The sequence below is a fragment of the Thermococcus henrietii genome, assembly GCF_900198835.1.
Classification (GTDB): domain Archaea; phylum Methanobacteriota_B; class Thermococci; order Thermococcales; family Thermococcaceae; genus Thermococcus; species Thermococcus henrietii.
Genome location: NZ_LT900021.1, coordinates 1,276,141 through 1,296,932, shown reverse-complemented (window position 1 = coordinate 1,296,932; position 20,792 = coordinate 1,276,141). Strand labels below are relative to the sequence as shown.

At 56.3% G+C, this 20,792-nt stretch carries 19 protein-coding genes; 13 read left to right on the top strand and 6 right to left on the bottom strand.

What is annotated here, in order from left to right; translation table 11 throughout:
* Positions 1 to 152: 152 nt before the first annotated feature.
* From CS910_RS07180 to CS910_RS07160, 5 genes are all read left to right on the top strand, one after another.
* Complete coding sequence (locus tag CS910_RS07180; RefSeq protein ID WP_317450606.1) at positions 153 to 1,145, top strand: hypothetical protein; 993 nt, start codon at positions 153 to 155, stop codon at positions 1,143 to 1,145.
* 1 nt (position 1,146) lies between these two features.
* Entirely contained in the window at positions 1,147 to 2,043 is an 897-nt protein-coding gene (locus tag CS910_RS07175) for a zinc ribbon domain-containing protein (protein ID WP_042689426.1), read from the top strand.
* A 9-nt stretch (positions 2,044 to 2,052) separates the two neighbouring features.
* Positions 2,053 to 2,547 (top strand): hypothetical protein, encoded by a 495-nt coding sequence (locus CS910_RS07170; protein WP_099210685.1) that lies wholly within the window; start codon positions 2,053 to 2,055, stop codon positions 2,545 to 2,547.
* A 1-nt stretch (position 2,548) separates the two neighbouring features.
* Positions 2,549 to 3,535: an SPFH domain-containing protein gene (locus CS910_RS07165; protein ID WP_099210683.1), complete on the top strand. Its 987-nt coding sequence runs from the start codon at positions 2,549 to 2,551 to the stop codon at positions 3,533 to 3,535.
* 121 nt (positions 3,536 to 3,656) lie between these two features.
* The gene (locus CS910_RS07160; protein ID WP_145955379.1) at positions 3,657 to 4,235 is read left to right on the top strand and encodes a hypothetical protein; all 579 of its coding nucleotides are present in this window, start codon (positions 3,657 to 3,659) and stop codon (positions 4,233 to 4,235) included.
* Positions 4,236 to 4,440: 205 nt separating this feature from the next.
* Here CS910_RS07160 and CS910_RS12160 read toward each other — a convergent pair whose 3' ends face one another.
* Positions 4,441 to 4,566 carry a hypothetical protein gene (locus tag CS910_RS12160; protein ID WP_262926568.1) on the bottom strand — a complete coding sequence of 42 codons (126 nt, stop codon included), beginning with the start codon at positions 4,564 to 4,566 and terminating at the stop codon, positions 4,441 to 4,443.
* 94 nt (positions 4,567 to 4,660) lie between these two features.
* Here CS910_RS12160 and CS910_RS07155 point away from each other — a divergent pair, with 94 nt between their 5' ends.
* Positions 4,661 to 7,120 carry a hypothetical protein gene (locus CS910_RS07155; RefSeq protein WP_099210679.1) on the top strand — a complete coding sequence of 820 codons (2,460 nt, stop codon included), beginning with the start codon at positions 4,661 to 4,663 and terminating at the stop codon, positions 7,118 to 7,120.
* A gap of 29 nt (positions 7,121 to 7,149) precedes the next feature.
* Here the strand turns inward: CS910_RS07155 and cysS are convergent, their stop codons facing one another.
* Positions 7,150 to 8,580 carry a cysteine--tRNA ligase gene (gene cysS, locus CS910_RS07150; protein ID WP_099210677.1) on the bottom strand — a complete coding sequence of 477 codons (1,431 nt, stop codon included), beginning with the start codon at positions 8,578 to 8,580 and terminating at the stop codon, positions 7,150 to 7,152.
* Between the two features lie 111 nt (positions 8,581 to 8,691).
* Between cysS and CS910_RS07145 the strand changes: the two genes are divergently transcribed.
* The 3 genes from CS910_RS07145 to mrtA are packed head-to-tail and all read left to right on the top strand — an operon-like array spanning position 8,692 to position 11,249.
* A complete protein-coding gene (locus tag CS910_RS07145; RefSeq protein ID WP_099210675.1) occupies positions 8,692 to 9,711 on the top strand; it encodes an FKBP-type peptidyl-prolyl cis-trans isomerase in 1,020 nt (339 codons plus the stop codon).
* Between the two features lie 41 nt (positions 9,712 to 9,752).
* Positions 9,753 to 10,655 carry a hypothetical protein gene (locus tag CS910_RS07140; protein WP_099210673.1) on the top strand — a complete coding sequence of 301 codons (903 nt, stop codon included), beginning with the start codon at positions 9,753 to 9,755 and terminating at the stop codon, positions 10,653 to 10,655.
* A 3-nt stretch (positions 10,656 to 10,658) separates the two neighbouring features.
* Positions 10,659 to 11,249, top strand: a complete 591-nt coding sequence (gene mrtA / locus CS910_RS07135; protein ID WP_099210671.1) for a CPBP family archaeomyxosortase MrtA — start codon at positions 10,659 to 10,661, stop codon at positions 11,247 to 11,249.
* Here mrtA and CS910_RS07130 read toward each other — a convergent pair.
* The 3 genes from CS910_RS07130 to CS910_RS07120 are packed head-to-tail and all read right to left on the bottom strand — an operon-like array spanning position 11,217 to position 15,210.
* A complete protein-coding gene (locus tag CS910_RS07130; RefSeq protein ID WP_099210669.1) occupies positions 11,217 to 13,130 on the bottom strand; it encodes an ATP-binding cassette domain-containing protein in 1,914 nt (637 codons plus the stop codon). The genes mrtA and CS910_RS07130 overlap by 33 nt on opposite strands.
* A gap of 39 nt (positions 13,131 to 13,169) precedes the next feature.
* Complete coding sequence (gene thiD, locus CS910_RS07125) at positions 13,170 to 14,453, bottom strand: bifunctional hydroxymethylpyrimidine kinase/phosphomethylpyrimidine kinase (protein ID WP_099210667.1); 1,284 nt, start codon at positions 14,451 to 14,453, stop codon at positions 13,170 to 13,172.
* A 4-nt stretch (positions 14,454 to 14,457) separates the two neighbouring features.
* On the bottom strand, positions 14,458 to 15,210 hold the full coding sequence (locus CS910_RS07120; RefSeq protein WP_099212468.1) for a sulfide-dependent adenosine diphosphate thiazole synthase: 753 nt from the start codon (positions 15,208 to 15,210) through the stop codon (positions 14,458 to 14,460).
* Positions 15,211 to 15,302: 92 nt separating this feature from the next.
* On the opposite strand from CS910_RS07120, the gene thiC reads away from it, so the two are divergent.
* The 4 genes from thiC to CS910_RS07100 are packed head-to-tail and all read left to right on the top strand — an operon-like array spanning position 15,303 to position 18,757.
* Positions 15,303 to 16,583, top strand: a complete 1,281-nt coding sequence (thiC, locus tag CS910_RS07115; RefSeq protein ID WP_099210665.1) for a phosphomethylpyrimidine synthase ThiC — start codon at positions 15,303 to 15,305, stop codon at positions 16,581 to 16,583.
* A gap of 4 nt (positions 16,584 to 16,587) precedes the next feature.
* On the top strand, positions 16,588 to 17,247 hold the full coding sequence (locus CS910_RS07110; protein WP_099210663.1) for a phosphoribosylaminoimidazolesuccinocarboxamide synthase: 660 nt from the start codon (positions 16,588 to 16,590) through the stop codon (positions 17,245 to 17,247).
* Positions 17,244 to 18,176, top strand: coding sequence for a formate--phosphoribosylaminoimidazolecarboxamide ligase (locus tag CS910_RS07105; RefSeq protein ID WP_099210661.1), 933 nt, complete (start codon positions 17,244 to 17,246; stop codon positions 18,174 to 18,176). The genes CS910_RS07110 and CS910_RS07105 overlap by 4 nt, the downstream gene beginning before the upstream one ends.
* A complete protein-coding gene (locus CS910_RS07100) occupies positions 18,173 to 18,757 on the top strand; it encodes an IMP cyclohydrolase (RefSeq protein ID WP_099210659.1) in 585 nt (194 codons plus the stop codon). Before CS910_RS07105 ends, CS910_RS07100 begins: the two co-directional genes overlap by 4 nt.
* Here the strand turns inward: CS910_RS07100 and CS910_RS07095 are convergent.
* Positions 18,745 to 20,691, bottom strand: a complete 1,947-nt coding sequence (locus CS910_RS07095) for a hypothetical protein (RefSeq protein ID WP_145955378.1) — start codon at positions 20,689 to 20,691, stop codon at positions 18,745 to 18,747. The genes CS910_RS07100 and CS910_RS07095 overlap by 13 nt on opposite strands.
* Positions 20,692 to 20,792 lie beyond the last annotated feature (101 nt).

The following is a 20,792-nucleotide window of genomic DNA, read 5'->3' as shown; positions in this document are numbered from 1 at the left end:
TCAAGAAGTTCGCTTCTTAAACCTTCTGGTTTCTAGATTTGCCCAAACTTGGAAAAAAGTTCGAATTTTGAAGTTCAAACCAGATGTTTGAGTGAGGTTCGAAGCCCCTCAAGACATCCTTAAAAGGAGTTTCAACATAACTAAGATGAGTGATGCCCATGGAGGCCTTCAAGTGTGAACGATGCGGGGCACCCCTTGAGGTGACCCCGGAAACGATTGTTGCCGTCTGTCCGTACTGTGGTTTCCCTAACCACCTGACCGGGAACCTCAGGACGGAGGACATGTTCCTGGTTCCTTCGCTCAACAAGAACCAAATCGCGGAAGCGTTCTGGAGAATGGTCGAGAAGGACTTCGACCTCAAGCAGATTAAGGACTCGATTCAGGTTGTCGGCGTTGAGGGCCACTACGCACCGTACTGGGTCGGGGACGTTTATGTGAGCGGTGATGTGGATTACACAGTCCGCGAGGAGGAGTGTGAAACCTACACCGACAGCGAGGGAAACACGGAAACGCGGTGCCACACCGTTGAGAGGCACTACCACGACGTCGTGAGCGAGACCCTCCACCTGATAGGTCCCGCCAGGAGGCAGGTGGCAAGCTTCGGCGTTGACGACATCATAAAGCACTACTCCAAGACGAAGCCGGAAGAAAAGCGCCTGCTCGACCTCGACGAGGGGCAGTGGGAGAAGCTCAAGCTGGAGATACTCAACACGGAGATGGATGAGGAGCAGGCAAAGCTCATGATGCGTGAGGATGCAATAGACGTCATTAGAAACCGCTACTCCGCCAAGGCCGACAGGATAGACCGCTTTGACGTGAAGGCCGAGGAACCGAGCAAGGTGCGCCTCGTTCTTCTGCCGATGTGGACGGTTTATTACAAGTTCGAGAACTCGATATACCACTCGGTTTTCGCGGGCTGGGACGGGAAGAGGGTCGCCTCGACGGAGCCCATGTCAACCCTCAGGCGGGCGGAGTACATGGGTGGCGTTGCCCTTGGAATCCTGATAGGGGCTATCGGTGGGGCCTACGGTGCCGCGGCGAGTGCCTACGCGCTGACGGGGATAGCGATAGGGCTCGGCTCGGTTCTGAGCGGGTACTTCGGCTTCAAGGTCCTCGAAGGCCAGCGCGTTGAGAGGGGTGGTTGAAATGGAGGTTACCTGTCCCACGTGCTCCGCGACCTTTAAGGTTCCCGACACGGTTGAGGTCGCCACCTGCCCCTACTGCGGGACGACCTTCCACGTTCACACGAAGGAAACCGGTGAGCACTTCTTCTTCCCGCCGATGAAGAAGGACGCCGGCGGTGTTCTGCTGAAGTTCCTCTCAAGGCAATACGGCGCTCCGGCTGATATAACCGGGGCGAAGATAACCAAGAAAGAACTTCACTGGGTTCCTGTTTACTTCTTCTACCTGCACGGAAGGAGCAGGCTCTGGCCGACCGTTGAGGAGGTTCAGTTCATGGGAATTCCAGCGGGCTCGCCCTTCAAGACCCTCCTTGAGGGCTACCCGTTCCCGATTAGGGGCAAGGTCTTCTTCAGTGAGGACGTTGTCAAGAAGGGCCACTACTACGAGCCGGAGGTTCCGAAGGAGAAGGCCGAAGAGCTCGCGAGGGTTGCGCTGATAAACGCCCTAATTGGAGAGGCGAGGCAGGAAGACAAGAGCGTCAGCGAGGACGAGCTCGAACTTGAAGTAAGATACCTCGGTCTCGTTCACTACCCGCTCTGGGAGCTCCGCTATGAGTATGCTGGAAAGGAATACTGGGGCTACGTTGACGGAACCGATGGAAGGGTTATCTCGGCAGAATACCCCCTTGAAAGCGGTGCCAGAAAGAAAGCCAGTGCGATGGCTATGGGAGTAATCGGGGCCGGGGCGGTTCTCGGGTTCATAGCGTCGGCAATCTTCGGAACGCCCTTCGGCCTGCTGGGTGGCCTAATCCCCGGGGCGGTCGGCGCGTGGGGGATAGGCTCTAAAGGCGCCGTGAAGAAGAGAATCGTGAGCGGTGTAATAAAGGGTCGCTCCGGAAACCTCTACTTCCAGCCGATTTGAGGTGATAAGATGGGGAAGGAAACCTCGATTGTGGAGAAGCTTGAACTTATCGTGCCCGGATTCCACGGCTACAAGAAGAAAGAACTCCTCAGGGAAGACGACAGGCTGATTAGGGGAAAGGTGGCCGACCTTCTGGGACAGGCAAAGAGGGAACTTGAGAGGGCCCTGCAGAGATGCGCCATGGTGAACTGCCAACAGCTGATGGGCATTGAAAACCTGAGGAAGAAGCTCATGATGCTTGAGAGCAGGGTAAAGCACGCCGAGGCCGGCTACCGCGGTTACTTCGACCGGGTCAAGTTTAAGGAGAAGGAACTTGAAAGGCTCATCGAGTACGACGCCAAGATGATTGAGCTCGCTGAGGAGATACTCAACGAGGCCAAAGCGTTAAACGCCCAGGTGGCGAACCCTCAGGCCCTTGGCATGGCGGTTCTCAACCTCGATGACAAGCTCGTGAACTTTGAGGAGGTCCTCGGTCAGAGAATGAGCTTCGCGGCGGGTGAGTGAAATGGTTGAGGTAATTGAATGGGTCAACCCGGGGGAAGATGAGATAATCTGGAGGTATCCAAACGAGGTCATAAAGTGGGGCGCCCAGCTGATAGTCCACGAGTACGAAGTGGCAGTTTTCATGCGCGACGGCAAAATCTACGACGTTCTCGGGCCCGGAAGGCACACGCTGACGACGCAGAATTTGCCACTCCTCTACAAGCTCGTCGGCGGGAGCAACAGCCCCTTCAAAGCAACGATAATCTTCGTCAGCATGAAGCAGTTCCAGGGGCGCTACGGTGGCGAAACGCAGACGAGAGAATTGGCACCGGTCAAGTACTACGGCGTCTACTGGTTCAAGGTCGCGGACCCGGTTCTCTTCATCACGGAAGTCGTTGGTGGCCAGAGCTTGTATGATGCCAGCGACGTTACCAAGTTCATTCGCGCCTACTTCAACGAGGGCATGATGAAGCATCTCAGCGCTTACTCGATAGTCGACCTCTTCCAGAACCTCGACATGGTCAGCACTCAGGTTAAGATAAAGCTCATGGAGGACTTCAGGAGGCTCGGCCTCGAGCTGGTCGATGTCAAGATTGAAGGCGTTAACACCACCGATGAGTGGCGCCAGAGGCTGTTCTGGATAATGCAGACGGGCAACGCTCAAGCGGTTATGCAGATGGACACGGTGAAGCAGGTCGCGGCAGAGCTCGGCAAGAGCCCCGGCGCGAGTGTCGGGACGGGAATGGTGCTCGTTCCCCAGCTCTTCCAGCAGCCCGTCCAGCAGGCCCCGGCCCAGCCCTACGCCGCTCCACCAGCTCCCCAGCAACCACAGCAAGCAGCCCCTGCCCAGCCAGCGCAACAGGAGATATGCCCCTACTGTGGCAAACCTATCCCCCCCGGAGCGCGCTTCTGCCCCTACTGCGGGCATGAAATCAAGCGCTGTCCCAACGGCCACATAGTTCCCGAGGGGGCGAAGTTCTGCCCGGTCTGCGGTGCGAAGATTGAATGAGCCTTTCTTTCTTCCCCTTGATGTCAACAGTAATTGCCGATAGAAAACTCCCAGCAACGGGGAGAAACACTTAAATACGTACGTGAGTGTTTTTTAATCACTTCCCCGGGCGGTTCAATAGGTGGTTGAAATGGAGGCGGTTCCAGAGTTCATCGGCCTCAACGTTGGATTCATGCTCCTCCTTCTCTGGGTCTTTGAACCACTTTCCCCAACGTTTGCGCTCGTGATGGCGCTCTTCATGGGGCTTGGAGTCGTTTTGTACCGAGTCTACCGGGAGGTTAGGATTCTGCCGTTCATCAGAAGCGCCCCCTTTGAGGTAAAAGTCGGGAGGGCGAGCGTGTTCACTGACGACGAAAGGTTTGCGGAGGTTCTTAGAGGAGGCAAAGTTCCTTCCAGGGGACTGCCAAGGTTCGTTTACGTTGGGAGCTACCCAAGCGAAGTCGAAACGAGGATGGGGGTCCTCGCCGGGGTCATCAACACTGACGTTTTTGAGGGTAGCGTTGAAGACGCACTCTCCAGCCTAAAAAAGCCTCCCCTGTGGTGGGTTGACTTCACGTCCCCGCTCGGGTTTCTCGTTCGGGTCCTCCTGCCGGCCGTTGCTCTTAGGTTACCCCTGAAAACCGCAACCGCCGTCCTGATAGTGGCAGGAATCGTTCTCGGCCTCGTTGATTCTATTAACCTAAACATGACGTCAGTGTGACCTATTGGATACTCAGCAATATTTTTATTCATCCGTACCCTACAGTGAAGGACTATCAACGGGTGGTAACAATGGGGAAAAAGACCCTCGCCGCAATTCTGATAGTTGTGGTTGCCATGACCTTCGTTTCCATGTGCCTCAGTCAGAGTCAGGTAGCCACGGAAACGACGTCCACAACTCCACACACGTTTTCGTCGAGTACGTCTCAGGTTTCGTCAACCTCAAACCCTTCTCCCTCCACTACAACCGCAACGAAGAATCTGGAGAATTCGCAGACCCAAACCACGACCACCCCACAGATAGCGGAAAACGAGACAACAACGACCTCCACTCCACCCGCATCGTCCTCCAATGTCTCCGAGAACCAGTCTCAGACTTCGAACGCCACAAGCACTCCAAGTGAATCACAGCAGTTGAATGAAGGCATGATAAACTTTGTGGAATACTTCCCGACGAACCCCGGGCATTACATCCTCTACCGCATGACGGACGAGAAAAGGGGCCTAAACTACACGGTTGAGGTCGTTTCTCAATACGCGTCCTCGGGCGAGTTCCTGCTGACGTTCACGGGTATAAACGGTACAGGCTATTTCATGGATTCTGCACTCAGCGGAGTTATTAGGAATGCAATTTACATCAGAGCTGGATGTCCTTCAGCACTTCCTGCCTCTTACTGGTTCCTGATTTATCTACCCCTCTCGACCGAAAACGGCTCATCCTGGAGCTGGCAGTCCGCATGGTACACAGCAACTCTGCTTGGCAACGTAACCGTCAACGGCGTTCACTGCAAAGAGTGCGTACGGGTGAACATCGACAGCACGTCCATCAGGTGGGACTACCTCCGGGGAAGGGGAGTTGCCTACTTCTCAAAGGAAGCAGGTCTTGTTGATTTCGAGTTCAACGCAAGCGATGGGAGTCATTTTGAAGCTAGGGCCCTTCAGGTGAAAAACCTCAAGCCCAGAACGATTTCCGGCGTACTGACCTTGGATTTCGTAAACCCTGCCGTCGGCTATCGTGTTCAGGTGGCTTACTGCAGGGTGGGCAAGGCGGGGAGTGGTATCGTAAACTCACAGGGAAGGTTTAAACTGCAGGTTTTCTTTGAGAAGGCTATAACGCTCAGGTACGGTCCGTCGCAAAGCGGATACTTTGATATAAACGTAAAGAAATCGAAGGAAACAAAGGTCTGGAAGGACAACGTTGTTCTGTCAATGGACTACTTCACAAAGCAATCCTTTGAAAAACTTCGCTTAACAAAGTCGTGGAAGGAACTCGTTCGCACCATGCACTTCAACGCGTGGATGGATATAGCCGAGAAAGCCGGGGAACTGCCCCAGTACAAGTACGCGATATACGAATCGAGAACCCTCGCAGTGGACCACCCGGAGATATACCTCCAGGCGGACGAGCTCTTCAACGAACTCCTCACTACACATCCGGGCATGTGGGACTACTACATGGTGAGGACGGACAACTTTTATGAAGAAGAGAGGCTCTACAAGGAGATACAGGAGAAAATAAACGAAGGCTACGCTGACAAGTTCTCATGGGGACGGTTCAGTATAAACCAGTTCAAGCCAATCGGATACCGCGAGATTTATTACAACACCTCCGCGTTCCTCCCCTTCATCGACCTCCGCCTCTACTTCCTCGGCTCGGCGCTGAAGGCCGCCGGCTGGAGGGCGCCGCCGCTTTCGATGGCAGAGTTCCTCTACTTCAAGTACAAGTCCGAGGGAGTGAACCCGTACCTCGTCGTGACCGGGAATGGAAGCGCCTTCGTCGCCTACGAATCGGGTGGAACCGTCAAGCTCGTTCGCTACGACGGAAAGGTTGTGAACGATAAGCCCAAGAACGTCGTGCTGGTGTTCAACGACCGCTACGTCTGGTACCCTCTCATGGGAAGGAACGACACCTCGAAGGACCCTGGGCTCGCCGAGGTTGTGAGGATGTACGCAACCAAAGACGACCTCCCCAACCTAACGGAGGAGGAGCGGAGCCTTATAAAGGTCCTGAAGGAAAACACGGAGTTCAACAACGAAACTGATGAGCTGTGGGCCCTGTACTTTGCCGCGAGGCTCCACGCAACTGTCTGGCCCTATTATCCGGAAATCATGGAAAGGCTCTATCCAAAAGAATACGAGCGCTGGGAGAATTATAAAAGCTCCCATGGTCCAAACGTGATGTACTGCAAGAACGCATACGTTGCAATGATAAGCAACGAACTCTCCCCTGGAACTGCAATGGTTGCCGGGCTCATGAGGAAACTGGAAAATCAAAGCCTTGACACCATGATGAGCATCGTCTTCGGGGACAGGCAGTGGTACGTCATTAAGGGAGTGAACCTGCACATAGCTGGACTCGACCTGTGGTTCCACTCCGAGCTGTTCTTCATGACGATAGACGACGGCTTCTTGAGCCACGGTGGAAACTGCATAATGATGTCCACCATGGCGGCTGGAATACTCCGCTTGGCTGACGTGCCGGGCCTTGAATACTACATCGCAGGTATGCAGTATACAAACATGATAGGTGGCCACGCAAACGTCCCGGTGTTTATGGGAAAAGAGTACGGCACGATTAACAACTTAAAGTGGGACAACAAGTTCAACGAGTTTGAGGCTGACCCGAATATTCTTCTTGAGAAGATTATCACAGAGAACGGCTGGGCGATGCTCGTGGACTGGCCACCGTACAACGACGGCATGATAAGGACGACCTTCACATTCGACGGGCTCTTAAAGCTCCTTGAGCACCTTGAGAGCCTTGCGCCGGGCATGAAGATAGCGAAGTTCACGGGAGAGGGAGTGAGCGGCTGGACGGGGGTTCCCCTCCAGCAGTTCATAGATGAGAAGGTTAGACCGGGTAACGTCATCAGGTATCCCTGGTGACGTCCCTTTAAATTTTTAAAAAAGAACGCTCAAACCTTAATCCTCTTCCAGACCGTTCCCTGCGGTGTGTCCTCCAGCTGGATTCCGAGCTTCCTCAGCTCGTCCCTGATTTTGTCGGCCAAATCGAACTTCCTCTCCTTCCTGAGCTGGCTCCTTACCTCAACGAGCAGGTTTATGAGTTCCTCCTCGTTTCCGGCCTTCTGCTCCTTGAAGTAGTCCTCGAACAGGCCGAAGACCTCGCCGACGTCCTTGAAGAACTCCCACGCCTTCCTGAGGATGCTCTCCTTCGGCTTTTCCACCTCGGTGAGGTAGCGGTTGACCGCGTTGCTGACCTCGAAGACCGCCTTCAAGGCCTCGGCCGTGTTGAAGTCGTCGTCCATGGCCTCGTAGAACTTCTTCCTGGCGTCCCTTATGGCCTCGTAGGCCCTGAACTCGGGCTCGTCCCAGCGGAAGGATATTTCAGCCCTCTCCATCGCCACGCGGATGTTTTCGAGAGTGTTGTAGAGCCTCTCAAGGTTGTTCTTGGCGTGCTCTATACCTTCTTCGCTGTAGTCGAGGGGCGAGCGGTAGTGCCTCTGGAGGACGAAGAGCCTTATAACCTCCGGGTCGTAGCGCTTGAGGAGTTCTCTAACGGTTACGAAGTTACCGAGGCTCTTGCTCATCTTCTCGCCGTTCACCATCAGGAAGCCGGTGTGCATCCAGTAGTGAACCCACTCGTGGCCGAAGCAGGCCTCGCTCTGGGCTATCTCGTTCTCGTGGTGCGGGAAGATGAGGTCGTTTCCTCCGCCGTGGATGTCGAAGCTCTCGCCGAGGTACTTACTGCTCATCGTGGAGCACTCGATGTGCCAGCCGGGCCTTCCCTCACCCCAGGGGCTCTCCCACTTGGGCTCGCCGGGCTTTGCCTTCTTCCAGAGGGCAAAGTCCTCGGGGTTCCTCTTGCCTTCACCGGGCTCGACGCGAGCGCCCTTCACGAGGTCCTCGAGCTTTATCTTGCTCAGCTTTCCGTAGTCCTTGAACTTCCTGACCTCGAAGTAAACGCCGTCAGAGCCCTCGTAGGCATAGCCCTTCTCCTCCAGCTTCTTCACGAAGTTGATTATCTCGTCCATGTGCTCGGTGACGCGCGGGTAGACGTCGGCCGGCTTGACCTTTAAAGCTTTCATGTCCTCGAGGAAAATCCTCAAAAAGCGCTCCGCGAGCTCCTTTGGGTCTTCTCCGGTCTCGTTGGCGCGCTTGATGATTTTATCGTCTATGTCCGTGAAGTTCATCACCATGAGAACCGTGTAACCCCTGTGCTCAAGGTAGCGCCTGACGACGTCGAAGGCAATGTAAGTCCTCGCGTGGCCGAGATGGGGGTAATCGTAAACCGTCGGACCGCAGACGTACATTCTAACCTCGCCTTCGCGAAGGGGCTTGAACTCCTCCTTCTGCCTCGTGAGGGTGTTGTATATCCTAATCGCCATTCCCACCACCGGGGCCTTTTGGGAGGGCCTTTTTATTAGCTTATCGTTGCGGGAAAGCTTAAAAACCAACTCCACAACTCCGGTTAGAGCCTGAAAAAGGGGGTTGTAAAGATGGTCAAGGTTGAGAAGGGAGACGTCATAAGGCTCCGCTACACCGGAAGGATTAAGGAAACCGGCGAGATTTTCGACACTACCGATGAGGAGATAGCCAAGCAGGCTGGTATTTACAAGGAAAACGGCGTTTACGGCCCCGTTCCGATAGCGGTTGGGGCAGGCCACGTCCTTCAGGGTCTCGACGAAGCCCTTGAGGGCCTTGAGGTCGGTAAGAAGTATGAGATAGAGATTCCGCCCGAGAAGGGCTTTGGAAAGCGCGACAGAAAGCTCATCAAGACCTTCACCCTCGGCCAGTTCAGGAGGCAGGGTATAATCCCGTTCCCCGGAATGCCGGTCGAGATTGAGACCGAGGGCGGAAGGAAGCTCAAGGGAAGGGTTCTCACCGTCAGCGGGGGCCGTGTCAGGGTCGATTTCAACCACCCCTACGCCGGCAAGCACCTTATCTATGAGGTTGAGATAGTCGAGAAGGTCGAGGACCCGATAGAGAAGGTCAAGGCCATGATTGAACTCCGCCTCCCGAGGGTTGACGCCAACAAGGTCGTCATCGAGGTCGGCGAGAAGGACGTCGTCGTTGACTTCACCCCGGTCCTCGACGAGGTCGACAGGGGAACGCTGGCCATCGGCGAGATGCTCCTCGAGAGCGACCTCAAGTTCCTTGGCTACGAGGAGATAACCTTCAAGCCCAACATCGAGGAGCTCCTCAAGCCACCCGAGGAGGCTGAAGCAGAGGAAGAGGTCGTTGAGGAAAAGGTTGAAGAAGCCGAGCCCACTGAGACTGCCGAAGCCACCGAGGAGACCACCGAAACCGTCCAGGAGGAGAAGCCTGCCGAGGAGAAAACCAAGGAGACAGAGGAGCCGAAGGAGGAAGCGGAGAAGGCCGAGGGGAAGGAGGAGAAGCCCAAGAAGAGAACCAGGAAGAGCACCAAGGGCAGGAAGACCAGGAGAACGACCACCAAGAAGACCACCAGCAAGAAGAAGACCAAGGCCGCAGAGGAGAAGGAAGAGAAGTCGGAGTGAGGTTTTTAACCCCCAACCTCATTTCTTTTCTGGGGGTGCGCATGGCGAGTCGCTTTGAGGTTCTCCTTCAGGACTTGGGAAGCAGGTTCACAAAGGACGATGTTCCGAAGATTAGGGACGCTCTCTTGGCCCTCAGGCGCGTTATGGAGATTCCAGTCTCGTACCTCAACCCTGCGAGCGGCTATCACCCCGTCGTCATCTTCAAGAAGCGCTTCGGCAGGGTTCAGAAGGAGGTCCCCGTTTCGATACTCGACTTGAGAATCCTGAACCGCTACAACATGCCGGGCTGGAGAAGGGAGGTTGAGTTCTGGCTCGACAACGATGTCGTTATCCACGAAAACCTCTACGGGATGGAGGCGCTCCTCATCGGGGACCCACGGGGATTGAACCGGCTCTCGGACGTCATAAGAAGGCTCACTCAGTACATGACGGTTCGCCCCTCCAGTCTGGTGCTATTCTACAACACGATTTACATGGACTATGGGGGCGGGCGCTACATCCAGCTTCTGCTTAGGGGAAACGACCTCGACGTGAGGCTCATAAGGATGAAGCTCAGCGAGGCCGCGAGCTACCTCGGGAAAGCCATCGAGTACATGGACTCGGCCTTCGGCAACAAGAACATAGACTTTTACAAGCTCCTCTTCGCCCACGCCTCCGAGACCTACAGCTCCTTCGACTGGTTCTTCCACCGCTACCTCTACCCCAGGCTAAACCCGGAGCAGAGGGAGTTCTTGGAGGAGATGCAGGATTACCGGAACTTCCTCAGACTGCTCTACGACCACATCAACAGGCTCAACAAGGACAGAATCGGCGACGAGGTCGGAATCCGCGTCATCAGAAGGGCGAACCCCAAGAGGCCCCTGGAGATAGGAATAGCCTTCACAAACCGCGGAATCGAAGTCAGGCGCTACGCCAACACGGTCCAGATAAGCTTCATGGTGTGAGGAATGGGCAAAGCTTCGCTTCTCTACGCCCTCCTCTTTCCACTGAGCTTCGTCCCCTGGTTAATCCCCGCCTCGTTCTGGGAGCACGTTGCCGTTGTCCTAATTGCATACCTAATCGTTCCTCTGGCAATCTCAACGGCCCTCGGCTTCAGGCCGGAGGAGCTGGGACTCAGGTTTCCCAACCGCAAAGGCATTAAGCTGTTCCTCCTGTTCCTCGCCCTCTCGATTCCGCTCAGCCTCTACGGTGCCACTATTCCCTCGATGCGAAACTACTACCCGGTCTTCCCCTACTCGGGCCCGGGAAGCTTCCTCCTCGGGGAGCTCGGCATGGGGCTGATAATGCTTGCCCACGAGGCCTTTTATAGGGGCTTCCTTCTCTTCCCTCTCGCCAGAAAGAACGAGTGGCTGGCGATAGTCCTCCAGGACATCCCCTACACCCTCGTCCACTTAGGGAAGCCCGGAATAGAGGTGCCCTACGCGTTGGCGGCAGGAATAATCTTCGCAAAAATGGATTTGGAAGGGGAGAGCTTTGCCCCGAGCTTCCTCCTTCACTGGCTCGGCTCAGCGTTTTTCGACATCCTTTGCGTTCTTTAGCCTCGCCGTCCCGTAGCCCACGAAGAGCACCCTGTCCGGGTCAAGGGCCTTCAGCACTTCGGGCCTGTGGGTGATTATCAGGGCGGTTATGCCAGCCTCGCGGATTATCTCGGCGACCTTCTTGGCGACGCGCATTGCCGTCAGCGTGTCGAGGTGGGCCGAGAATTCATCTATCAGGAGCAGGTTGGGCTTTTCTGCCAAGAGCGAGGCTATCCTCGCCCTCTCTTTCTGGCCCGTGCTCAGCTCGCCGTACTTCGCCCTGTAGAGGACGGCATCGCTCAAACCCGCCCTGTTGAGTATCTCCACGGCGGCGTTGAGGTCGCCTATCTTCCTGTAAACGTGCTCTAAGATGCTCTCGGTTCCAAAGGTCGGCTCGAACTCGCCAGGAATCATGACCGAGACCTTGGCGTTGTCTGGAACCTCAATCTCACCCTCCGTCGGCCTGAAGTGCTCCTCCCACCAGCCGTTGGCCGCTCCAAGGATGAGCCTCAGCAGTGTCGTTTTCCCCGCCCCGCTCGCGCCGACAACGGCTATAAGCTCGCCCGGCTGGATTTCGAAGTTCAGGTTCCTCAGAACGGGCCTCTGGATAACGCGGTGTCTCACTCCAAAGGCCTTCAGCAGTTCCTGAATCTCCTCGGGCAGGCCCTTTATGTCGAGCTCGCTCTCGAAGACCTTGCTGACGTTCTTGAAGACTATCGGCCCGGCCAAGGGCTCAACCTTTCCGTAGCTCGGCTTCCAGAGCCTTCCGTCCTTTGGAGCGTAGGGGTCCTCCTTCAAAAAGCGCTCGATGTACTCTTTAGCCTCCTCGGTCAGCGGGTAGAAGAGAACCGGCCTTCCGCTCGCGGTCTCCCAGAGGAACTTGAAGTCGACCTTCTCGAAGAACGGGTTGTAGCGGGCCATCTGCGCTATGGTCTCGACGACCTGCTTCCTCTTCCTCATCTCCGGAATCCTGCGCTCGGCTATCCAGTCGAGGGCCGACTTGACGCTCAACTGACCCAGCCCGTCGGAGCGGTAGTCGGGGTGAACGACGACGCGCGCAATCCTTGCTCCAGCGGTGTTGGTCTCGGCCAGGGCCCTCCACTTGGCCTGCTCCCAGAGGTAGGAGCGGGCTATTCTCCTCTTCCCGTACTTCCTCTTCAGCTCCTCGTAGAGCTCCTTCATTATGCGCTCCGGCCAGAATGCCGGGTGGAACCACTCCTCGGGAAAGACCTTCTCGCGGATGTTCTTCTCAATTTCGCCGTTCGGCAAGCGGCGGTGCATGAGCGGTATCGGCGGGTCAACGCGGACGTAGCTGAGAATCCTGGGCTCGTATTCTTCCCTCTCGACGAGCTCAAAGATGAGAAAGCGCGACGCTGGAGTTGAACCCTTTATCTCGAGTATGTGGCTCTCGGCCCCGCAGATTGGGCACTTCTGCTTCGTGTTCGCCTCGAAGATGTGGCCGTTCTCACAGCGCCATAAGGCCACCTTCTCCTTCTGGCTCGCGTAGTGGTACTGCTCCAGCTCGGCTATCGCCTCGAAGTCGGACTCGTATTTCGCCTCCCTCGCCCTGATTTTGTAGGTGTAGAGGAGCTCCCCGGTCAAAGGCGAGTAGCGCTTGGCCTCGACGGTTTTCTCGAAGAGGGGCCACACCGGAATTCTATCGCCCTCGTAGAACTTCCAGAGCTTGTAGTCATCGAAGTCGAGAACCTTGACGCCATCCTTCTCCTTTGGCTTATGGAGGACTTCGACCTCAACCTCATCACCGTTCAGAAACCACTGGGCGACGTTGCCCGTCATGTAGAGCCGGTATTTTTCTCCACCGGCTTCAACTTCGAGGATTCCGAACCAGCGGTGCTTGAAGCGCGGGATTTCGCTATCGATAACCTTCCCCCTAATGAGCATGGAATCACCGGGATAAATAGGGAAGAGGGAGTTAAAACGTTAGCCCAAGAGCTTCCGCACTCTCTCCACGACCTCCCCCGCGTCCCTCCCGAAGACCAGAACCATCGGCTCCTTTCCCCAGTCGCCGAGATGGTAAATTACGTCGGGCCTTTCTCCGGCCCTCTTTACTGCCGTCTCGATGCCCCACTCCATCGTCCCCCTCTCTGCCCTCTTAACTTCCTCGGGTTCTTCCCTGCGGTCGTAGAACGAAACGACGAGGCCGAGTTCCTCCGCCTTCTCTATCAGTTCCTTCGAGTAGCGGAGGTTCAGAACCGCTTTAAGCTCCGGATAGAACCCGCGCATCCTGAGGAGGGCCCTCCTCAGGTGGTCGCTGGCGTTGAGTTCAACGGGGCCGACGGGCTTTACGGTCTTCCCGTAGCGGACGATTCTGCCCTTGACGGCGAAGACTTCTCCAAAGGGCGTCGCGAGGGCGAAGTTGGTTCCCACCTCCGGGACGTGCGGGTTGAGCCTCTCTCCAAAGGCCACCAGCCCTTCAACCGCTTTTTCAAGCTCTTTCTCAGCTTTCCAGCGGTAAGAGTTTCTCTCCAGCTCCCAGAGTGGATTAACCGCCTTTGCCTTGACCTTTGAGAACCTTATTGCCCCTTCAACGAAGCGCTTCGCCATCTCGACGGCTTTCGGAAGCTCAAGTCCTTTGGCGAGGAACGTCGCCAGAGCCGAGGAGAAAGCACAGCCGGTTCCGTGGGTGAAGCCCTCTGCCTTTTCTCCCGGGAACTCGTAGAGCTTCCCGCGCCAGTAGAGGACGTCGGTGAGGTCAATGTGTCCCCCCGTTACGACCGCGCCCTCGGCGCCAAGTTTTTCCACGAGGGCCTTCGCGGCTTTTCCCATATCCTCAACCGAGCTGATTTTAACTCCAGTGAGCGCTTCGGCCTCCGGGACGTTGGGCGTGACTATCGAGCCCGGGACGAGGGTCTTGAGCACTTTGACGTCGTCAATGAGCTTTTTTCCGGTGCTTGAGGCAATCACCGGGTCGAAAACCCGGATAAAGCCTTCAGTCTCTCCCCTCACGACCCGGGCAACCCCACCGCTCCCGAGCATCCCGATTTTAACCGCTTTAACTTCGAAGCCGTCCTTAACAGCCCGTATCTGCTCCCTTACAACCTCGGGTGGAAGGGTGTGGTAGCCCCTCATTTCGGAGGGGTTCTGGTAGGTCACCGCCGTCAGAACCGGGAGCGGGTGCTCGCCCAGAGCGGAGACCGTCTCGATGTCGGCCTTTAAACCGGCTCCTCCACCAGTGTCGAGGCCCGCTACAATCAGGACGGCCATCCCATCACCTCAGCTTCTCAAGGATTTCGAGGGCCGCTTTCCTTCCGCTCAGGAACATTCCGCCGAATATCGGCCCCATCCTCGGCGCTCCAGCGATGGCATTGGCGGCCATTCCCGTAACGTAGAGGCCCGGGAAGATTTCCTTCGTGTTCTTCACTGTTAGCTCTTCCCCCCTCTCGGCCCACATCGGCCCCTCCCCCGGAACCTGGAGGAAACCGCGCCTGACGAGGTGTCCCGTAACCTGCGCTCCGTGACCGGTGGCGTCAATCACAAAGCGCGCCTCGACCGTGAGCGGGTCCACGTGGAGGCCCGTCATCATCACCGGCGTCCAGTTTATTACGATTCCCGCGACGCGGTTCTCCTTGAGAACCAAGTCCTCAACCTCAACCATGTTGAAGAACCTCACGCCGGCCTTTACGGCCCTGCTCGCTATCGTCGTAGCCGTCTCGATGGCGTCGGCAACGTAGAGGCCGTTTCCGGATGGTCTGTAGTCTATCCCGAACTCGTCGAGGATTTCTCTCGCCTCCTCCTGAACGACGATTTTGTTGAAGCCCATCGCACCGCCCCAGATTCCGCCCCCGATTGAGAGCTTCTTCTCGAAGATTGCCACCTTCGCACCGTTCTTGGCAAGGTAGTAGCCTGCTACCATCCCCGAGGGGCCAGCTCCTACAATAGCAACGTCGAGGCTCAGGCTTTCGAGAAGCTCGGCGGTGTAGGCCTCTATTATCGCCCTGCTTATCTCTATCTCCCTCATGATCACCACCCAAAACCTTATTAAGGTTCGTCTAAAACTAAATTTTGAAATTTAAAAACTTTGTTATAAACAGGTTTTAAAACCGGGTGATTGGAATGACCCAGCTTGAGGAGGCAAGGCGCAGAGTAATCACGGAGGAAATGAAGTTTATCGCCGAGCGGGAGGGGATAAGCGCCGAAAAGCTCAGGAGGAGCGTGGCAAAGGGGCACACTGTGATATTCAGGAACGTCCGCCACGACTGGGTTAAGCCGGTCGCGGTGGGCAACGTCGTCCGCGTTAAGGTCAACGCCAACATTGGAACGTCGCGCGACATAGTGGACGTTAAGGCGGAGATAGAGAAGGCTAAGGTCGCCGTGAAATACGGCGCCGACACGATAATGGACCTCTCCACAGGGGGTGACCTCGATTCGATAAGGAAGGCTATAATGAAGGCGGTTGACGTGCCCATCGGCACAGTTCCAATCTACCAAGTCGCCGAGGAGATGTTAGCCAAAGGAAAGGCCATCATCGAGATGACCGAGGACGACATGTGGAAGGCCGTTGAGAAGCACTTCAGGGACGGCGTTGACTACACGACGATTCACGTCGGAGTTACTAAAGAAGTCGTCGAGAAGATGAAACGGGTGAAAAGAGTCGTTGGCATGGTCTCGCGCGGAGGAACCTTCCTCGCGGCGTGGATACTCCACTGGGGCGAGGAGAACCCGTTCTACAGGGACTACGACTACCTGCTTGAACTCGCCAGGGAGTACGACGTTGTTCTGAGCCTCGGCGATGGACTTAGACCCGGCGGCCTTCCAGATGCCGGCGACGAGCTTCAGATTGCCGAGCTTTACACCCTCGGAAGGCTCGTAAGGCGCGCGAGGGAAGCCGGGGTCCAGACGATGGTCGAAGGGCCGGGCCACGTGCCAATTGACCAGATTCCGGCCCAGATAAAGCTCGCGAAGATTGCAACTGACAACGCACCCTTCTACGTCCTCGGCCCAATCGTTACAGACATATTCCCTGGCTACGACCACATCACGTCTGCCATAGGGGGAGCGATAGCGGCTTTGAACGGCGCGGACTTCCTGTGCTACGTTACTCCAGCCGAGCACCTCGGACTGCCGACTGTTGAGCACGTCCGCGAGGGAGTTATAGCGGCGAAGATAGCCGCCCACGCGGTCAATTTGACTCGCTTCGAGGCCGACTTTAAAAAGGACTACCTCATGAGCCTCGCGCGCGGAAGGCTTGACTGGGCTGGACAGTTCGAACTGAGCCAGGACAGGGAGAAGTTCATTGAGATAAGGAAGGAGAGGCCGACAAAAACCGAGGCCTGCTCGATGTGCGGTGATTTATGCGCGATAAAGCTCATCAACGACATGCTGAGGAAGGGGTGAGAGCTTGAGGCTCGTCTACTCCGGCAAGACGAAGGACGTTTACGAGGACGGCCCCTACCTCATCTTCCACTTCAAGGACGCCGTTCTCGGAAGGGAAGGCAGGGAAGACAGCGGGGGCAACGAGGTAATCGGTGAGAAAGCAGGGAAGGGAAGCCTCATTTTGAAGCAGACAGAGTTCTTCTTCAGGTTGCTTGAGGGGAACGGCGTAAAGACGCACTTCGTGGAGAGGATTGACGATAGAAAAGTCCGCTTCCTGAAGGCCGAGAGGATTCCGCTGGAGGTCATCTACCGCGAGCTGGCCTATGGGAGCTTCCTTCGGCGCTACAAAGGCTGGGTGAAGCCGTTCCAGAGGCTTGGGATAGTAGAGTTCACCCTGAAGGACGACTCGCTCGACGACCCCCTCATAGCGGAGGAAGCAGTAATTGCCCTCGGAATCTCGAACAGAGAAGAGGTTGAGGCGATGAAGAAAACCACCAGAAAGGTCGCGGGAATCCTGCGGGAGTTCTTTTCCTCGAAGGGCCTCCAGCTCGTTGATTTTAAGCTCGAGTTCGGCAGGCTTGACGGCGAGCTAATCGTCATAGACGAGCTGAGCGGGGATACCATGCGCGTCGCGAGGAACGGGAGGATTCTGACGCGCGAGGAACTCTCGGAGGTGGTTGGATGATAATCTCGACGATAGCGTCTCATTCCTCCCTTCAGATTCTCCTCGGGGCCAGAGACGAGGGGTTCAGGACGAGACTCTACGTGAAGCCCGAAAGAAAAGCTTTCTACGCCTCCACGAGGCTCGCGGACGAGCTTGTGGTCACTGAAGACATGGGCGCGATTCTCGACGACGACGGAATAGTAATCCCCCATGGCTCCTTCGTGGCCTACCTCGGCCTTGAGAGAATAGAGAGAGCTAAAACAAAGTTCTTCGGCAACAGACGCTTCCTCAAGTGGGAAACCAGCTTTGAACTTCAGGATAAAGCTCTCAAGGAGGCGGGAATTCCGAGGGTTCGGGTCATCGAGCCTAGTGAAGTTGAACCGGGGAAGCTCTACTTCGTCCGCCTTGAGGGGCCGAGGGGAGGGAGCGGGCACTTCATAGCGCGCGGAGAGGAGCTTGAGGGGAAGTTAAGGGAGCTTAAAGAACCCCACAGGATAGAGGAGTTCGTCCCGGGCGTTTACCTCTACGTCCACCTCTTCTACTCTCCGATTCTGGAAAGGCTCGAACTCCTCGGCGTCGACGAGCGCGTTGTTATAGCCGATGGAAACGCCCGCTGGCCGGTGAAACCGCTCCCCTACACGATAGCGGGAAACGTTAGCGTCGCTTTGAGGGAGTCACTCCTTCCGAGGCTCTACGACTACGGTCTGGCATTCGTGGAAGCCATGAAGAAGCTCGAACCGCCCGGAATCATCGGCCCCTTCGCGCTCCACTTCGCCTACGACGGTAGATTTAGGGCGATAGGCTTCGCCTCGCGCATCGACGGCGGTTCGAACGCCCTCCACTGGTACGGAAGGCTCTACTGGGACGAGCCCATGAGCGTCGGGAGGAGGATAGCGCGGGAAATCAGGCTGGCCATCGATGAAGACCGGCTCGGGGAGGTGGTAACGTGACCTACACTGGCAGAACCCTCGGGGTCGGGCTGATGAGGGGGAAGCCCTTCGCCTTCTACCTCCTCTGCTCCCGCTCCTTTCCGAGGAGGAGGGCAATCGTAAGGGGAAACGCCGTCTACATCGAGAACCTAACGAAGACGGACAACCCCTACGTGAGCTATCCGGTGGTGAGGCTCCTCCGCGAATACGCCGTCGTCACGAACGGCCTCCAGACGGACTTCATAGCCCCGGCCCTCGAGTGGGAAAGCCCGAAGAAGGCCCTAATCCACGTTCTTGATGCCCTCGACTACGAGAGAGATGAATACAGCACGCCGAGGATAGCGGGCATCGTGGGGAGAAACGGCAGAGGATGGCTCGGATTCGCCGGAAAAGAGGAGTTCTGGGTGAGGGAGCTGAAGCTGAGGGAAGGGAAGGCCTTCGTCACGGCAACGTACAACCTTGGCTTCACCGAGCTTGAGTTTCCGGCCTTTGAAGGCGCCGAGGAGCTTGCGAGAAAGGCTCTGGAGCTTCCCTTCGAGAAGAAGGTGCTCGCGATAGGGGTGGTAAAAGGGGAGAGGGGATGGGAAGTTCACGGGCTGTAGTTGCTGGCCTGGTAGTACCAGTCGTCGCCCGTCGGCCTCGGTATGAGGGGCTTGGGCCAGAACTTCATGGCGACCCTGAGTATCGTGAGGAAGTCGTAGCGGTAGGAGATGTGGTCGCCGCCCCAGTGCTGTGAGAGGAGTTCGTAGGCCCGGTGGACGTTCTCCATAATTTCGTCCCACTGCTCCTGGTTTATTGCCTCCTCCCTGAAGAAGCTGGTGCGGACAATGTTGAAGAAGTACACGATGTCGCTCCACGTTATGTTGGCGTCGTAGACGTCCTTTGTCTCCATGTCCATCGTTGCAGTTATGTTGACGACGGTCGGCACGTGGCCGCCGAAGCCCTCCATGTTGAGGGCCTTCCACAGGACAGGTGCGTTTACGGCCTTCTCCCAGTTGCTTGAGAATACCTTGAGAGCGGCGACAGAGCCCATGCCCCTGTTGTATCCGTAGTCAAGTATCTCAGTCTCGGCCCACGGGTCTTTAGCCTCACGCAGGAACTCGTTGTACTTCTCGCCAACTGCCGCGTAAAGGAGCTCGCGCTCCATGGTCAGGCTTATGGCGGCGGTTATGGGTGAGCGTATCCATGCAGGGTTCTTTGGGTTGAGGGAGACCTGAAGGTAGGCGTTGTGGGAGGCGTTGGTCGGGAACAGGTCCGGGTAGTACTTGGTGAGCTGAATGAAGTTCTCGCTCTCAATCTGGAATATGCCGTCCGGATGGTCTATGAGAACAGGCCAGTGGTAAGTCTGGCCGTTGATTGTGACGTTGAATCCCTTGAAGGAGGGGTCCTTTGTAACCGCGGTTCCCCAGTTCTCCTTGGCGGCGAGCGCCATAAGATAGTTGGGGTTTATCCTGAACCAAGCGTACGCAAGTGCAAGTCCCATGGCGAAGTACTTGTTCGGAACCCACATCCTGGCACCGTGGGCGAGGTTGAGAGGGTAGGTTATGTTGGCGAGGCCTATAATTATCTGCGTCCTGCTGGGCAGGTGGTAAACGATAACCCCGTTGAGCTCAGGCGTGAAGTTTGGGCTGTAGTACTCTGAGGGATTGCCGATAAGATCGGAGAGCGTGAAGTTGCCCGGCTTCCAGCTCGCGGGGAGGCTTCCGATGTTCGGATAGACGACGGGACCGCGGAGGTAGTTTATCCTGAAGTTGTGGGGAACCGGATCAGAGCCGGACTTCGCGATCCTGACGACTACTGTGACAGAGGTGTTGAGGGGGAAGACACTTCTCCAAGTGAGATCAAGGGTCACACGACTGCCGTTGATGTGGTACTTCGGGCTCTCCCCGTCCGCGTATTCGACGGAGAGAACCCTTCCGTTCGTCTCGAAGCTGATGTTCCTGAGGTCGAAGCAGTAGCCGTCCCACGTGTAGTTCCTGTTGAGGTTGGCGAGACGAATATCAACCGTCAAAACTGACCCGTTGTCGCTCGCGACCTTGTAGGCAACGTAGAGGGATGTTGAGTTATCGGGGTTGGTGACGTTTACCCAAGAACCCGTGACCGGGGAGGGGGACGGGTTCGTACCGTTACCTGGGCTTAAGGGCGGAACTGGTGCACCCTTCGGCCACACAGCCCAGACCTCGTTGTTAACGACAAGAACGAAAGTTGCGTTCTTCAGGTGTCCCGAGTACAGGAACCCAAAGCTCGCGTACGGTCCGCGGTTCCAGCTTAGGGGTGTGAAAACGGTCCAGCCCCTCCAGCTCGATTTCTCAACACTCCACTGGCCGGAAACGTTGGCGCCCACAAGCCTCACGTAGACCCTCCAGTCATACTTGCCCCCGAGGTTGAGCTGGACGTCAAACTCTCCCCCAGTGCCCCAGTCCCTGTGCTGGACGCTCATGGGCTCACTTGGGGCGGCCCCCGCCCATGGATGGAACAGCGGCACGAGGGCCAAAAGCATCACTACCATCAACAAAACGGATGCAAACCTGCGCACTCTTAAGCACCTCCTTGGATTTGCATGCGGCAATCTGCATATTTTCGCACAATCTTATAAGAATTTCCATGTATACAAGAATGTCCAAAGTTATAAAAAAT

Excerpts from the sequence above, each read along its gene's own strand:
- CS910_RS07180 (WP_317450606.1), top strand. The coding sequence starts at position 153 with ATGCCCATGGAGGCCTTCAAGTGTGAACGATGCGGGGCACCCCTTGAG.
- CS910_RS07175 (WP_042689426.1), top strand. The coding sequence starts at position 1,147 with ATGGAGGTTACCTGTCCCACGTGCTCCGCGACCTTTAAGGTTCCCGAC.
- CS910_RS07170 (WP_099210685.1), top strand. The coding sequence starts at position 2,053 with ATGGGGAAGGAAACCTCGATTGTGGAGAAGCTTGAACTTATCGTGCCC.
- CS910_RS07165 (WP_099210683.1), top strand. The coding sequence starts at position 2,549 with ATGGTTGAGGTAATTGAATGGGTCAACCCGGGGGAAGATGAGATAATC.
- CS910_RS07155 (WP_099210679.1), top strand. The coding sequence starts at position 4,661 with ATGATAAACTTTGTGGAATACTTCCCGACGAACCCCGGGCATTACATC.
- cysS (WP_099210677.1), bottom strand. The coding sequence starts at position 8,580 with ATGGCGATTAGGATATACAACACCCTCACGAGGCAGAAGGAGGAGTTC.
- CS910_RS07145 (WP_099210675.1), top strand. The coding sequence starts at position 8,692 with ATGGTCAAGGTTGAGAAGGGAGACGTCATAAGGCTCCGCTACACCGGA.
- CS910_RS07140 (WP_099210673.1), top strand. The coding sequence starts at position 9,753 with ATGGCGAGTCGCTTTGAGGTTCTCCTTCAGGACTTGGGAAGCAGGTTC.
- mrtA (WP_099210671.1), top strand. The coding sequence starts at position 10,659 with ATGGGCAAAGCTTCGCTTCTCTACGCCCTCCTCTTTCCACTGAGCTTC.
- CS910_RS07130 (WP_099210669.1), bottom strand. The coding sequence starts at position 13,130 with ATGCTCATTAGGGGGAAGGTTATCGATAGCGAAATCCCGCGCTTCAAG.
- thiD (WP_099210667.1), bottom strand. The coding sequence starts at position 14,453 with ATGGCCGTCCTGATTGTAGCGGGCCTCGACACTGGTGGAGGAGCCGGT.
- thiC (WP_099210665.1), top strand. The coding sequence starts at position 15,303 with ATGACCCAGCTTGAGGAGGCAAGGCGCAGAGTAATCACGGAGGAAATG.
- CS910_RS07105 (WP_099210661.1), top strand. The coding sequence starts at position 17,244 with ATGATAATCTCGACGATAGCGTCTCATTCCTCCCTTCAGATTCTCCTC.